13 protein-coding genes and 1 tRNA gene are annotated in these 14,298 nt (G+C 64.7%); 6 read left to right on the top strand and 8 right to left on the bottom strand.

From position 1 onward, the window contains the following. Nucleotides 1-5: 5 nt before the first annotated feature. Nucleotides 6-785, bottom strand: a complete 780-nt coding sequence (locus tag ACVZTU_RS08610; RefSeq protein WP_482401721.1) for a YggS family pyridoxal phosphate-dependent enzyme — start codon at nucleotides 783-785, stop codon at nucleotides 6-8. Between the two features lie 41 nt (nucleotides 786-826). Beyond that, the gene (gene yczR, locus ACVZTU_RS08605; RefSeq protein ID WP_482401720.1) at nucleotides 827-2,317 is read right to left on the bottom strand and encodes a MocR-like transcription factor YczR; all 1,491 of its coding nucleotides are present in this window, start codon (nucleotides 2,315-2,317) and stop codon (nucleotides 827-829) included. A 108-nt stretch (nucleotides 2,318-2,425) separates the two neighbouring features. Between yczR and yczE the strand changes: the two genes are divergently transcribed. Then, the gene (yczE, locus tag ACVZTU_RS08600) at nucleotides 2,426-3,121 is read left to right on the top strand and encodes a membrane protein YczE (protein ID WP_139907975.1); all 696 of its coding nucleotides are present in this window, start codon (nucleotides 2,426-2,428) and stop codon (nucleotides 3,119-3,121) included. 70 nt (nucleotides 3,122-3,191) lie between these two features. Here the strand turns inward: yczE and ACVZTU_RS08595 are convergent, their stop codons facing one another. Continuing rightward, nucleotides 3,192-4,565 carry a pyridoxal phosphate-dependent decarboxylase family protein gene (locus ACVZTU_RS08595; protein ID WP_482401719.1) on the bottom strand — a complete coding sequence of 458 codons (1,374 nt, stop codon included), beginning with the start codon at nucleotides 4,563-4,565 and terminating at the stop codon, nucleotides 3,192-3,194. Nucleotides 4,566-4,758: 193 nt separating this feature from the next. On the opposite strand from ACVZTU_RS08595, the gene ACVZTU_RS08590 reads away from it, so the two are divergent. From ACVZTU_RS08590 to ACVZTU_RS08575, 4 genes are all read left to right on the top strand, one after another. After that, nucleotides 4,759-5,691, top strand: a complete 933-nt coding sequence (locus ACVZTU_RS08590) for a TetR family transcriptional regulator C-terminal domain-containing protein (protein ID WP_139907973.1) — start codon at nucleotides 4,759-4,761, stop codon at nucleotides 5,689-5,691. Continuing rightward, a complete protein-coding gene (locus ACVZTU_RS08585; RefSeq protein WP_139907972.1) occupies nucleotides 5,688-6,599 on the top strand; it encodes a beta-keto acid cleavage family enzyme in 912 nt (303 codons plus the stop codon). The genes ACVZTU_RS08590 and ACVZTU_RS08585 overlap by 4 nt, the downstream gene beginning before the upstream one ends. After that, nucleotides 6,596-8,125 carry a 3-hydroxyacyl-CoA dehydrogenase NAD-binding domain-containing protein gene (locus tag ACVZTU_RS08580; RefSeq protein WP_482401718.1) on the top strand — a complete coding sequence of 510 codons (1,530 nt, stop codon included), beginning with the start codon at nucleotides 6,596-6,598 and terminating at the stop codon, nucleotides 8,123-8,125. Before ACVZTU_RS08585 ends, ACVZTU_RS08580 begins: the two co-directional genes overlap by 4 nt. A 112-nt stretch (nucleotides 8,126-8,237) precedes the next feature. Continuing rightward, complete coding sequence (locus ACVZTU_RS08575) at nucleotides 8,238-8,780, top strand: YdeI/OmpD-associated family protein (protein WP_482401717.1); 543 nt, start codon at nucleotides 8,238-8,240, stop codon at nucleotides 8,778-8,780. A gap of 35 nt (nucleotides 8,781-8,815) precedes the next feature. On the opposite strand, the gene ACVZTU_RS08570 is transcribed toward ACVZTU_RS08575, so the two are convergent. The 4 genes from ACVZTU_RS08570 to ACVZTU_RS08555 form a co-directional block, all read right to left on the bottom strand. After that, nucleotides 8,816-10,036: an MFS transporter gene (locus ACVZTU_RS08570; RefSeq protein ID WP_482401716.1), complete on the bottom strand. Its 1,221-nt coding sequence runs from the start codon at nucleotides 10,034-10,036 to the stop codon at nucleotides 8,816-8,818. A 65-nt stretch (nucleotides 10,037-10,101) separates the two neighbouring features. Next, nucleotides 10,102-11,412 (bottom strand): GH1 family beta-glucosidase, encoded by a 1,311-nt coding sequence (locus ACVZTU_RS08565; protein WP_482401715.1) that lies wholly within the window; start codon nucleotides 11,410-11,412, stop codon nucleotides 10,102-10,104. Between the two features lie 203 nt (nucleotides 11,413-11,615). Beyond that, on the bottom strand, nucleotides 11,616-11,972 hold the full coding sequence (locus tag ACVZTU_RS08560; RefSeq protein WP_229663912.1) for a DoxX family protein: 357 nt from the start codon (nucleotides 11,970-11,972) through the stop codon (nucleotides 11,616-11,618). Between the two features lie 117 nt (nucleotides 11,973-12,089). Further along, nucleotides 12,090-12,162: transfer RNA gene (locus ACVZTU_RS08555), tRNA-Ala, on the bottom strand. Between the two features lie 162 nt (nucleotides 12,163-12,324). Here ACVZTU_RS08555 and ACVZTU_RS08550 point away from each other — a divergent pair. Further along, on the top strand, nucleotides 12,325-13,536 hold the full coding sequence (locus ACVZTU_RS08550) for an NAD(P)/FAD-dependent oxidoreductase (protein WP_139907967.1): 1,212 nt from the start codon (nucleotides 12,325-12,327) through the stop codon (nucleotides 13,534-13,536). Between the two features lie 68 nt (nucleotides 13,537-13,604). On the opposite strand, the gene ACVZTU_RS08545 is transcribed toward ACVZTU_RS08550, so the two are convergent. Continuing rightward, on the bottom strand, nucleotides 13,605-14,273 hold the full coding sequence (locus ACVZTU_RS08545; RefSeq protein WP_139907966.1) for an alpha/beta fold hydrolase: 669 nt from the start codon (nucleotides 14,271-14,273) through the stop codon (nucleotides 13,605-13,607). Nucleotides 14,274-14,298 lie beyond the last annotated feature (25 nt).

Genomic DNA, 14,298 nt, shown 5'->3' with positions numbered 1-14,298 from the left:
GCCGTTCAGTCGGCTTCGGGCCAGTAGTGGGAGTCCGGCAGCGCTCGTCGACCGAAGATGGCCTGCCCCACACGGACGCAGTCTGCGCCCTCTTCGATGGCCACTTCGAAGTCACCAGACATGCCCATCGACAGCCGCCCCAGGCCGAGAAGGTCAGGATCGGTTTCGCGAACCTGGTCGCGCAGACCGCGCAGAAGCTGGAAGCAGGGACGGACACGGTCGATATCCGAAGAGAAGACTGCCAAAGTCATCAGTCCCTGGACCTTGAGAGTCTCGAAGGCTCGCACCTCCTTGAGGAAGTCGAGGAGCTCTTCCGGCGGCATGCCGAATTTGGAGTCCTCAGAGGAGGTGTTGACCTGGACATACACGTCGAGGCTGCGTCTTTCCGCTTCGAGTCGACGGTCGAGGGCTCTGGCGACCTTGAGTCGGTCGAGCGCCTGGAATTCGCTGGCGAACTTCGCCACGTCCTTGGCTTTATTCGACTGGAGGTGCCCGATCACAGCCCAATCGATGTCGAGGTCGGCCATCTCCTCGGATTTGCGGTGGGCCTCCTGAACCTTGTTCTCACCCAACTTCGCACAACCGGCGGCAACGGCGAGGCGGATGCGTTCCTGGGGTACGGTCTTGCTCACTGGAAGCAGCTCGATGTCGGCGCGGTCCCGGCCGGCGCGCTCGGCGGCAGCGGCGATCCGGCGCTTCACCTCGGCGATATTGGCTCGGAACTCCCCGACGGTCGTCGCCGTCGAGTACTGCCCATCGTGACTGAGTCCGCTGTCGTCTCCCATACGGTCATCGTACTCAGGTTTTCCCTGCGTGCCCGCGATGTTCACGCCACGATGCGGGCCCGGTCGGTCGGTCCACGTCCGGTCATCGATTTGGCTTCCTCCCAGGCTGCGGCCAGTCGCGGCCCCACATGCTGCAGTTCGCTCTCCGTCACCGTATAGGGCAGGCGCACCCACCGATCGAGTCCACCGGCGGGGGCGAAGTTCGGTCCTGCGACGAGGCGGAGACCATGGTTTCTCGCGGCGATCGAGAGTACCCCGGAACGTGCCTCCGGCAGTTCGGCCCACAGCGCCATTCCACCGGAGGGGACGATGAGCTTCCACTCTGGCAGCCATGACCTCACCTGTGCGGCGAGCAGGTCTCGGGCGGCTCTGAGCCGGGAGCGGCAGTCGGCGACGACAGCATCGTGATTGCTCATGAGTTCGACCGTGACGAGCTGTTCGAGGACCGGTGCTCCCAGGTCGAGTCCGAGCCGGGAGGACGCGAAATGACCGATCCGGTGGCGGGGAATGCGCATCCATCCGATGCGCAGACCTCCCCAATAGATCTTGCTCACACTGCCCACTGTCACCGCGTCCGTGATCAGCGCGGACATCGGAGTGGCCATCCTGCCGTCCTCGAGTTCCAGTTCGACGAGGGATTCGTCGAAGACGGGGACGACTCGATGCCGACGAAGAGCCTCCGCGAGCTCACTGCGCTGGGCTTCGGGCAGCAGTGCGCCGGTCGGATTGTGGAAGTCGGGGATGAGATAGGCGCTGCGCGGACGTGTCTGTCCCATCAGCTGCTCCATGGCGTCGATGTCCCAATGATGCCCCTGAGTTCCGAACTCGAGGGGGTAGGTCACGAGAGCGGCGCCCGCGCCTTCGAGTGTGGCGATCGCATTCGGATAGGTGGGGCTTTCGATGAGCACCCGCGAGGTCGACCGTGCCCCGCCGAGGCGCGCGGACTCATGCGGTTCGACGTCGAGGAGGGCGCGGACGGCGATGGCCGCACCGCCGAGTGCCCCAGAGGTGATGAGGATCTGATCAGGGTCGGTCGGGGCGCCGCGCCGGGTATAGCGATCGGCGATGATCTCCCGCAGCACCGGCAGCCCGGAAGGATAGTACCCGGTGCCGGGCAGGTAGGCACCCAAACGTGACAGTGCCCGGTCGTAGGCGTCGAGGATATCCGGAGGTGCGACCGGAGCGGTGCACGTGAGATCGACCTCCGACTCGTCGCCGCCGGCAGGTGAGAGCAGGTGGTCGATACGGCCGCCCGGGACGCTGGGCAGCTGAACGATGCTGCCGGAGCCTCGGCGAGTGAGAATGTATTCCTGTTCCCGCAGCTGAGCGTACGCCCGTCCCGTCGTCGTCCGCGAGAGACCGGAGGCAGTTGCGAGTTCGCGTTCGCTCGGCAGCCTCGTGCCGACCGGGAGTCGTCCGTCGGTGATCGCCGCGGCCACTGCGGCGGCCAGCGATCCGTATGCGGGCGCCTTCCACGGTCCGTCTCCGATGATGCCGATGAGTCGTTTGGCTCCCAGGACCGGTGTGCTCATGGTTCTGACCTCATGGGACCACTTTCCAGCAAGTGGCTATATCGCACAAGACCAATTTCGGTCATGATGGAATTGTCCCTCTGATCGCAACCCTCAGAAAGCCACCACATGACGAAGATGAGAGCCTCGAGGCGTCAGCTGGCCAACGTCGGTCCCATCGCACAGCTGCGCGGCGGACGGCTGTGGCGGCGTCTCCCCCAGCTGATCCTCGGCCTCTACCTCTTCGGTGCCTCGATGGCGATGATGGTCAACGCGGGCTTGGGCATGATGCCGTGGGACGTCCTCCACTCCGGCATTCAGAATCACGTGCCGCTGACCTTCGGCACCATCATCACGATTCTCGCGTTCCTCGTACTCCTCATCTGGATCCCGCTGCGCCAGCAGCCGGGGATCGGCACGATTCTCAATGCCCTCCTCGTCGGGCCGGCGCTCGACCTCACCCGCCTGTTCCTGCCCCGGCCCGAAGAACTCGGGTGGAACATCTCTCTCATGGTCACGGGCGTCGTCCTCAACGGGGCCGCCTCGGCGATGTACATCGGCTCCCAATTCGGGCCGGGCCCCCGCGATGGGCTGATGACCGGGCTCTCCCGCGTGACCGGACGCTCGATCCGACTGGTGCGCACCCTCATCGAAGTCAGCGTCGTCGCCGTGGGCTGGCTTCTCGGCGGAGTCGTCGGGGTCGGCACAGTCCTCTATGCCTTGGGGATCGGCCCGATCACCCAGGCTCTGCTTCCCGCCTTCACCGTCGAACTCCGTCCCCGGTCGAAGCCGACGACCGCCGCCGAGGATGCACCCGAAGACTGAGCGACCGTCACCTCTGCGGGGCCCTCAGAAGATCGAGGACCTCAGTGAAGGACGGATCGAACGCATCCATTCACTCCATCGAATCGAGGATGTCGGTGAGATCGTCGAACGTCGTCAGCGGATTGACGATCGCGAACCTGGCATTCGGCCGCCCCTGGTGCGAGCTCGGGACGACGAAAGCGCGCTGGTCCTCGAGCAGACGATCCGACCATGCGTCATAATCCGACCGCTGCCAACCGTCGCGTTCGAACACGACGACCGAGAGTTCGGGTTCGCGCACGAGCCGCAGATGCTCTCGATGCTTGATCTCCGTGGCGATCTCACGCGCCAGATCGATCGAATGGCCGATCGCCTCCCGATACGTTTCGGCACCATAGCTGGCCAGCGAATACCACAGCGGCAGCCCACGCGGTCGCCGCGTCAGCTGGATGGCGAAGTCCGAGGGGCTCCAATTCTGAGCGTCGGTGAGCGTATCGAGATATTCGGCCTTCTGCGTGTGCGCTCGCCTCCCCGAATTCGGATCGCGGTAGATGAGCGCACAGGCGTCGAAGGGAGCGAAGAGCCATTTGTGAGGGTCGACGATGAGCGAATCGGCCTTCTCCACTCCGGCGAACTTGTGGCGTGCCTGCGGCGAGAGCATCGCGGCCAGACCGTAGGCGCCGTCGATGTGGAGCCAGAAGTCGAACTCGTCCTTGAGAGCGGCGATGCCGGCGATGTCATCGATGGTGCCGAAGTTCGTCGTCCCCGAGGTGGCGACCACCGCGATCACGGCGTCCCCGTGTTCGAGCAGGGCCTCACGCACGCCGTCGGGACGCAGGATCCCGTCCTCGCCGGTGGCCACCGGGGCGACATCGACATCCATGACCTCGGCAGCGGAGGCGACCGAGGAGTGGGCTTCGGCGCTGCACACGATCACCCAGCGTCCCGGCCGAGTCTCACCGAGCTTCTCCTTCTGTGCGTTGCGGGCGGCGACGAGAGCTGAGAGGTTGCCGATCGTACCTCCTTGGACGAAGACTCCCCCGGCTCCAGCGGGCAGCCCGAACTCTCCCGCCAGCCAGCGCAGGACTTCGTTCTCTGCATGGACGACTCCGGCACCTTCGAGCCACGAACCGCCGTAGAGAGCGCTGGCGGAGACGACCAGGTCGAAGGCGACAGCCGCCTTCGTGGGAGCGCTGGGGATGAACGACAGGTACTTCGGATGGTCGGTGGAGATACAGGCCGGAGCAAAGATGTGCTCGAAGATCGCCAGCGCCCGAGCTGATCCCAACCCCTCCTCGGTGACGGTGGGACCGGCCAGTCGACGCAGCTCGGCTTCGGACGTGGGATGGTCGAGCGGGGTGTCCTCGGCCAGAGTCCGACGACGCGAGTACTCGAGCACGAGATTCACGAGGTTTCGGGTCTCATCGGAGACAACGTGCATGCGGGAATGAAGACTGTCGGTCATGGGTGCTCCTCGGCGCGGTCGATGGTGATGGGGATCGCCCACCGATAACGAGACTAACCGCATAGAACCGATTTGTGGTGCCTCGGACGGTTCGGATCGACACGAATTCCTCTCCATGGTCACTGATCGCAAGTTCTGACTCTTATTCATATTTACTTGCGAGCGGACTTGTTGCTGAGGTAGGTTCGGCACCATGGCAGGAGGGCAGACGACCGAAACCGGGGATTATTCCCGCGGCACGATCGACAGGGGGTCCGAGGCCACCGGACTCCGCGTCCGGGACGCCATCCGGCGGTCCGGATTGAAGCAGCGCAAGATCGCCTCTGTGATCGGCATCGACGAGACGAAGCTGTCCAAGGCGCTGTCAGGTCGCCGCCGCTTCACCGCCGATGAGCTCCTCGGCGTGGCCACCGCCACAGGTGTGACCGTCCGGTGGCTGCTTGGCGACGAGTCCCAGGTCTCCGCGCTTCCGCCGAACTCGGCAGCTGCTGCGGCCAACGACGACGACGCCAACCCGAGACGCACGATCGCCGAGGCGGCGTGGACGCTGTTCGGCCGGTACGGCTTCGACGCGGTGCGCATCGCCGATATCGCGGCGGCGTCCGGGGTCTCGGCGCCGAGCATCCATTACTACTTCGCCAACAAGTCCGAGCTCTTCGATGCCGCTCTCGACTATTCGGTCAAACTCGCCTTCGACCGTCAGATCGCGTGGCTTGACGACATCGCGGACCCCGCGCAGAGACTAGAAAGTCTGTTGAAGCTGCAGTCCCCGCTGGGACGCACGGAACGCGGCGAATGGTCGATCTGGCTGCAGACGTGGACTCGAATGGCCCTCGAAGGTTCGGCTCTGTCGAACTATCCGCTCAGCTACGAACGCTGGTCGCGCACCGTCCAGACGACGCTCGAGGACGGTCAGCGCACCGGCTGCTTCCGAGGCGGTGATCCACGTGCCATGGCCGACGAACTCACCTCCCTCCTCGACGGACTCGGAATCAAGGTGCTCACCGGGGTGATGGACACCGAGACCTTCTCCCGGCGTCTGCGCTCCTACCTCGATCGCGCCATCATGCATCCCACAGAACCCACAACCGCAACAACCGCCGATCGACTGAAGGAGTCATCATGAACCGCAAGGTCATCCTCACCTGTGCCGTCACAGGAGCCGGGGACACCACCGGCAAGAGCGAACACGTTCCCGTCAGCCCCGAAGAGATTGCGAACGATGCCATTGCGGCGGCCCGCGCCGGGGCGTCGGTGGTCCATATCCATGTCCGCGACCTCGAGACGAAACAGGGTTCGCGCGAAGTCGCCTACTACCGCGAAGTGGTTCGCAGCATCCGCGCCTCCGACGTCGACCCGGTCATCAACCTCACCGCCGGGATGGGCGGCGACCTCGTCATCGATCCGCAGGATCCGCTGACCACGATGCCGGGCACCGATCTCATCAACGCCCTGGACCGACTCCCCCACGTCGAGGAGCTGCTGCCCGAGATCTGCACGATCGACTGCGGCAGCCTCAACTTCGGCGAAGGTTCGAACCTCTATGTCTCGACCCCCGACATGCTGCGCGAAGGGTCGAAGCGCATCCAGACTCTGGGAGTGCGTCCCGAAATGGAGATCTTCGACACCGGCAATCTGTGGTTCGCCAATGTGCTGGTCGAGGAGGGACTCATCGACGCCCCGCCCCTGTACCAGCTGTGCATGGGCATCCCTTACGGTGCTCCGGCCGATCCTGGCCTCTTGGCTGCAATGGTGAACATGCTGCCCAAAGGTGCGCAGTTCACGTCATTTGCCATCGGTGCCAACCAGCTGCCGTGGGTGGCCCACTCCGTGCTCGCCGGTGGTCATGCCCGCGTGGGACTCGAGGACAACCTCTACATGTCCAAGGGCGTCAAGGCCACGAACGCCGATCTCACCGCTCGTGCCGTCGACATCATCACCGGCCTCGGCGCATCCGTGGCCACTCCTGACGAGGCCCGCGAGATCCTCGATCTGCGCGTGCAGACACCGACCATCACCGGAGGCGATCTGTGAACGATTCCACCCCCGCCGCGCCCCTTCCCGACACGCCGGAGTTCCTCGGCTTCGACGCGATCGACACCATCACCTGCGTCGGCGCTGGAACGATCGGCGGCGGCTGGGCCGCATACTTCCTCGCACAGGGCTACCGGGTGAAGATCTGGGACCCGGCTCCGGACGCCGGCGAGAAATTCGCGCGCCTCCTCGATGCGGCTTGGCCGGCCCTGGCCGAACTCGACATGGTCGAGTCAGCCGACCGCACCGCTTGGTCGATGCACACCGACCTCGCCGAGGCGGTCGCCGGCACCGGATTCGTCCAGGAGTCCGCACCCGAGGACCTCGCCCTCAAGCGCGGACTGCTCGCCCAGATCGACGAGGTGTGCCCACTGAATATCGTGATCAGCTCGTCGACCTCGGGATACAGCATGACCGAAATGGCCACCGAGGCGGCCCACCCCGAGCGCCTCGTCGTCGGCCACCCATTCAACCCGCCCTACCTCATCCCCTTGGTCGAGGTCGTCGGCGGCCAGTCCACATCGGCCGCTGCTGTCGACTGGGCCGCCGACTTCTTCAGCCATATCGGCAAATCCGTCATCCGCATGGACCGTGAAGTCCCCGGATTCATCGCCAACCGACTGCAGGAAGCTCAGTGGCGCGAGGCCCTGTACATGGTCGAGCAGGGCGAGGCCACGGTCGAGCAGATCGACCGCTCGATCACCGATGGCCCTGGTCTGCGGTGGCCGTTCCAGGGGCCGATGCTCACCTTCCACCTCGCCGGCGGCGAGGGCGGAATGGCGCATATGCTCGACCATTTCGGCCCCTCGCTGAAGTCTCCGTGGACGCGGCTGACCGCTCCGGAGCTCAGTCAACGGCTGCGTGATGATGTCGTGGCCGGCTGCGATATCGAGGCCGGTGACCGCTCCATCGCCGACCTCGTGGCGCATCGTGATGCCGGAATCATCGCCCTGCGTCGGCTCACCGACCAGTTGGCCACCACCACGGCAGGCTCCGGTGACGGTGAGTCTGCGGACGGCGTGGCAGGCGCTCCTCCCTCCTCTGCTGCTCCCCCGACGTCCGCACCGATGTCAAGGGTCGCCTCGGCGACGACACTCGGGTCATACAGCACCGAAGTCGTGTCCGAGTGGATCGATTACAACGGGCACATGTCCGAAGCTTTCTACGTCCTCGTGTTCGGTTTCGCCACCGATCAGGTGATGGATCAGCTCGGCCTCGATGCCGCCTACCGGGAAAGCGCGAAGGCGTCCCTGTACACCGTCGAATCCCATATCCGCTACCTCGACGAGGCGGCCCTCGGCGACCGACTCACCGTCGTCCCGCACCTCGTGAGTGTGGGTGAGAAGAAGCTGCACCTGGCCTATGAGATGTACGTCGATGAGCGCCTCGTATCGACCGAGGAGATCATGGCCCTCCACGTCGACCAGGCGGAGGACCGAGTCGTGCCCTTCCCGGACACAGTGGCGGAACGGATCTCACAGATCGACATGGAGCGCCCGGATTGGGTGGGTCGGGCGATCGGCTGAAGTACGTCAGGAATCAAGAAGCCGGCACCGCCTCGTGCCGCTATTCTGAAAGTCATTGGTTCAACAGAAGCCGAGTGTCCCGACCCGAGCATCCGTACTTTGAGGAGTCACCATGACCGCCACGACTGCCGACGTCACTTTCACTGCGAACGCCGAGCTGCTCTTCGACCGGCCGATTCTGCGCCTGCCTCAGGACGCCAGCGATCAGCTGCCCTCACGCGGCCAGGTCGCAGTCACGGGCACCCTCGACGGCACCGAATTCAGCACTGTCATCGAACCCGACGGACGTCGCGGTCATTGGATCAGTCTCGATGACGACCAGTGGGAGAAGCTTGGGAAGAGAGAAGGAGCGGGGATCGAGGTCGGCCTGACGCCGACGAAGAACTGGCCGGAGGTGACGGTTCCCTCAGACCTCCGTGCGGCGCTCGACGGTGCCGGTGATCTCGACGATGTCTGGGCCGGACTCACGCCGATGGCCCGGTGGGAATGGGTGCGCTGGATCAAGTCGACGAAGAGCGCCGATACACGGGCACGCCGTGTCGACGTCGCAATCTCGAAGCTCGAGTCCGGCAAACGTCGTCCCTGCTGCTTCGATCTGTCCTCATGTACGGACCCGGAACTGTCGAAGAGCGGAAAGCTGCTCGGGCTGGCCTGAGCCAGAGCCCATCCGACCGACGAGTCGGATGCGCTTCAGTCCGGCTGCGGAGCCCGCAGCACGGCACGTGAGGGGTGCACAGTCAGCGTCAGTCCTGCCCCAAGCACGGAGACGACCGCGGCGGCCGCGAAGAGCAGCCAGAACCCACCGACCAAGGCAACGAGCCCGGCGCCCAGGAGCGGACCGATCAGCTGGCCGAGGTTCGCGGAACTGTTGACGAGACTGAGGTCGCGAGCATGGTCGTCCGGGTCGAGCAGCAGATCCGTGGCCAGGGCGAGGCTGACCGCCATATAGGCTCCGTATCCGGCACCCATGACTCCGGCCGCCACTGCTGTCATGGTGAAGTTCGGGCTGATGAGGATGATGATTCCCGAACAGGCCTGGACGAGTGCGGCGACGACTGTCCAGAAACGTCGGCTGCCTCGTCTGTCCGTGACCATGCCGACGAGGATCGAGGCCGCCACCACGAAGACCGTGTAGATGACGATGAGGATGAGCAGGCGGTCCTCGGCGTCGGCGGCGGGGATCATGATCCCGTAGAGCAGGAAGAACAGCAGCAGCGACGTTCCGAACGAATTGCCGACGTTGACGATGAAGCGACTGAGGAGCAGGCGGGTGAAGCTCGGGTCGACAAGTGAGGACACTCGCGGCCGAATGAGATCACGACGGGCATGGAACTCGAGCACGGCGGCATGCGGCAGCGGCGGATCGGGCAGCAGTAGCGCAGTGACCGTGCCGATGACGAGGATGAAGCAGGCGAGCACCGCATAGGATGCGCCGGCGCTCAGGCCGAGCAGCACGATCGTGGCGACGCCGACGACGACGCCGACGGCTTGAGCCGAGCTGGCCGCAGCGGAGGCTGCACCGCGCTGGTCATCGAGCTGATCGGCGATGAGTGCAGTCAGCGCCGAAGAAGCCACGGATACGCCGACCGAGGCGACCACCCACGCCGCCCCGACCAGCAGGGGTCCTTCCGCGCTGCCGGTGAGGACGAGACCGAGTGCGGCGAGCACCGATCCTCCGATCGCCCAAGGACGTCTCCGACCGTACCGCGAACGGGTGCGGTCAGAGAGCCGACCGGCCACGGGGGCGGCAGCGATACCTGCCAGGCCGCCGGCCGAGAGGACGAGTCCGGACCAGACGACTCCGTCGATCCAGTGTCCGCTCTGAGTGTCGAGCTGAAGTGGCAGGAGGAGTTGGATCGGTGTCAGCTGAACCGTCCAGATCGCCAACCAGGCGAGTGTGAACCACACCATCCACCCAACCGATACACGTACTCGCGAAACGGAGCCGCCTGGGTGGGGCGGAGGGCTGACCGCGCTCATGGCCGAACCGCGGAGATGAGATCCCGATACCAGCGAAAGGACGCCTTCGGTGTCCGCGTTCCGGTGTTCATATCGACATGTACGAGGCCGAAGCGCTGGCTCCATCCTTCGGCCCATTCGAAATTGTCCAACAGCGACCAGACGGTGTACCCGTCGATGCGCACACCTGCTGCCTTCGCTTCACTCACCGCGCCGAGGTGGTCACGCAGATAGTCGATCCGCTCGGAATCAATGATCTCCGTATCGGTGGTGTCGGGTTCGGGGAACGAGGCTCCGTTCTCGGTGATGATGATCGGCGGCAGTGCGGACCCGTAGCGTCGACCCATGTCGATGAGGAAGTCGCGCATCGTGTCCGGTCGGATCGGCCACATGGGACCGAACCCGGTCACGGGCGCCCCGGGGGTGGGCACCATCTCGAACGGCACCGGTCCTGTCGAGGCACGGACCGTGGTCGGATTGTAGTAGTTGAAGCCGTAGACCTCGTTCGGTGCGGAGATCAGGTCCATATCGCCGTCGGCCACCGGCAGTTCGACGCCGAAGGGGCTGAGGTCGGGATATTGGCCAGTGAGCAACGGGTCAGTGAAGAGGCGGTTGTGAATCGCATCGAGCAGGTCGGCCGCAGCATGGTCGTCGGCAGACTCGGAAGCGGGGAGGACGAGACTGTGGTTGAGAGTCGGCGCCGCTTGAACTGCGCCGTGTTCGCGCAGAATTGGAGCGGCGATCCCGTGGGCCAGCAGCTGGTGGTGGACCGTGGGCAGAGAGTCGAAGAGCAGAGTACGCCCGGGGGCCAGTTCCCCCAGCGCATAGCCCTGCAGCGATGTCGATGCGGGTTCGTTGATCGTGTACCAATGACGGACACGGTCACCGAGGCGACCGGCTACCACTTGCGTATAGTCACCGAAGCGGTGGGCTGTGTCGCGATTGAGCCATCCGCCGTTCGCCTCGAGTGCGACCGGCAGGTCCCAGTGGTAGAGCGTCGGTTCGGGTGCGATCCCGGCGGCGAGGAGTCCGTCGACAAGGCGGTCGTAGTAGTCGAGCCCCGCCGAATTCACCGAGGCGTCCGTCCTGGCATTCGGAATGACACGGGTCCAGGAGATGGAGAACCGGTACCGGTCGACACCGAGGTCGGCAAGCATCGCGATATCGTCATCGAAGCGGTGATAGCTGTCGGGACCGGGTTCGGCAGTGCTGCCGTCGATGATGTTGCCGGGCGTGTCAACGAAGTCATCCCAGATGCTGCGGCCGCGACCATCTGCGCTGCGCGCCCCTTCGATCTGGAAGGCAGCTGTGGCCGCAGAGAAGTGCATTTCGGCCAAAGTCTCGACATTGCTTGGAAGATTCCCCACCATGAGTCGAATATGTCACGGTTGGTGAGGGCCTGCAACAGATGATCCGGAACCTTGCAGCCAGGTCTTCACTCTGCGAGGAGGACGGGCGGCGTGTAGGGGGCGTCGCGAACGGTCAGCTCAGGACTGATCGCGGCAGGAGGTTCGGGTGTGCAGGAGGAGAATCAGTCGGATTCAGCGGCAATCGCCGCCGATGCCCACACGAGCGGGATCTGCAGAGGCAGTCTCGCACAGGCGATGGCTCGGCCCTTCGGATTGTCCCACTGCTTGACCACTGTGTAGATGTTGGCCGGGAAGACGCCGACCATGAGCGCGGCAGAAGCGACACCGCCGAGGCGCCGGGTGGCCGGGTTGGCCAACAGCCCTGCACAACCGAGTTCGGCGACGCCGCTGGCTATGGTCCAGAAACGTGGATTGCCCAACCGAGGCGGGACGATGGAGTCGAAGAGCTTGGGTCGGGCGAAATGGGCAACCCCGGCAAGGCCCAGGACGCCGGTCATGGTCGCCGTCTTCGTGTCCATTCCACGTCCGTCCTGACTCTGCTCGCTTCGACGCGCCGCCTGACCCGGCGTCCGGCTTCGATTGCATGAGGTCCACAACGCAATATTCGGCATCGAACGACTCGACGGAGAGATGCGTGGAGCTAAGGGGAATCGAACCCCTGACCTTCTCATTGCGAACGAGACGCTCTACCAACTGAGCTATAGCCCCTTTTCGACTTCAGCTTACGCCTGCCCCCTGCCCTTGATCAAAATCGCACGAGCGGTATGGGACCTCGTGAGGCACAGTGTGTCACCTGGGGCGGGCCCGGTGGAGCCACTTGAACTCGGCGAGTACAGTCGAACGAGAGTCCCCTCTACGAAAGGACCGACAATGGCAGAAGAATTCGGAACAGTCGTCATCGGCGCAGGCCTGGCAGGAGGCACCGTGGTCGAATCGCTGCGGGATGCCGGTTACACCGCTCGGATCGCGCTCGTCGGCACCGATCCCGCAGCTCCGTACTACCGCCCGGATCTGTCGAAGAAGGTGATGATCGAGGGTTCGGATCCCGCCGACTCGGCCCTCCGAGGAGAAGACTGGTACTCGGCCCACGACGTCGAGACGTTCTTCGGCACCTCGGTGACCGCGGTCGACACAGATGCTCAGACCCTTACTCTCGACAACGGCGGTGACCTGTCCTATGGTCAGGTGATCCTCGCGACCGGATCGGTGCCCCGAACTCTTGATGTCCCCGGCGCTCAACTGGGCAATATCCACACTCTCCGCGACGCCGGGGATGCCGTGGCCATCCGGTCCCAGTTCGGTGAGGGCAAGAAGGTCGCGATCATCGGCGGCGGCTGGATCGGCCTCGAAGTTGCGGCCGCAGCGAAGTCTCACGGCTGCGATGTCACGGTCATCCTCCACACCGATGCTCCCCCGCTCTCCGGTGTCCTCGGGCAGGAGCTCGGAGAGTACTTCGAAGACCTGCACCGAAAGAACGGAGTGAACTTCCTCAAGAACGCGGACACGACAGCCTTCACCGGTGACTCCGCTGTCGAGGCCGTCGAAACGTCTGCCGGAAGTGTACCCGCCGATCTCGTCGTCATCGGAATCGGCGCGGATCCCGCCGTCGATCTGGCCACCTCGGCGGGTTTGACGACCGAGAACGGCGTGATCGTCGACGAACAGATGCGCACCTCTGATGGCAGCATCTTTGCCATCGGCGATATCGCGAATGCGAAGAACGTTCTGCGCGGTGAACGTCTGCGCGTCGAGCACTGGGACAATGCAGTTCGCCAGGCCGAGGTCGCAGCCTCGACGATCAGCGGCGGGACCAAGACCTACGACTGGCAGCCGTATTTCTACACCGACCAGTTCGACCTCGGCATGGAATACGTCGGTCAAGGCGAATCCGAGGACGACGTCGTCATCCGCGGCGACAAGTCCAGCGGCGAATTCATCGTGTTCTGGCACCGAGCCGGCAAGGTCACCGCGGCCATGAACGTCAATGTCTGGGACTACGGCGACGAGCTCCGCGCCCTCATCGGCAAGGAAGTCAGCGCCGACCGCCTCGCCGACGAACAGGTGCCGGTCGGCGAACTCTGAGTCCGAGAACGTCCGAGTCGGACGGATCGGCGATCCATCGTCGACTCCGCGGGGCCGGTGACCGAATGTCACCGGCCCCGCGGCGTGCGTGCCGACGTGGCAGAGAGGAATTCGCGCAGGTGCGCTGCGAAAGCCGCCGGATGACTGCGGTGCCAGTCATGGCCCATCCCGGGGACGAACCGGAGTTCGGCTCCGTCGATGCCTTCCGCCAACTCCCTGGCCGCAGGCCTGTTCGCGATGTCCCGCGTTCCGCACCACACTGCAGTCGGCACCCTCACCTCGCCGAGGCGGTCCCGCAGATCGGCGGCTTCGACCGCCGCGTACATGGCCAAGGTCTCGGACTTCGTCGAACCGTATGCGGCGAATGCCCGTTCCGGCAGTCGGATGGAGATCTGCCATTGCAGGCGCATCATCCACTTCGGCGGCCTCACCTGTCCACCGGAGAGAATCAGCGCGTCGAGTGCGCCGGGGTCGGCTCGAGCCGCGACCACCGTCGCCACCATCGCACCGAGAGAGAGTCCGCAGACCACTGTCGACTGCTCCGCTTCGATCCTCTGTAGAACTCGATCCGCGGCGTCGGACAAGTCGAACATTCCGTCGTCGATGACGCCGAGTTCGCCGAGGTCGATGGCGTTGCACGACCAATCGGCCGGCAGTTCGGCGATGACGTCGTCCCAGACATCGGCGCGCTCACCGGCGCCGTGGAGGAAGATCAATTGCGTGTTGGCTGCGTTCATCGCGTCTCCTCGGGTCTCGTGATCA

The sequence above is a fragment of the Brevibacterium sp. OS20 genome (genome assembly GCF_056837565.1).
The sequence above is the reverse complement of the archived record's forward strand: the minus strand, read 5'-3'. Positions and strand labels throughout refer to the sequence as shown.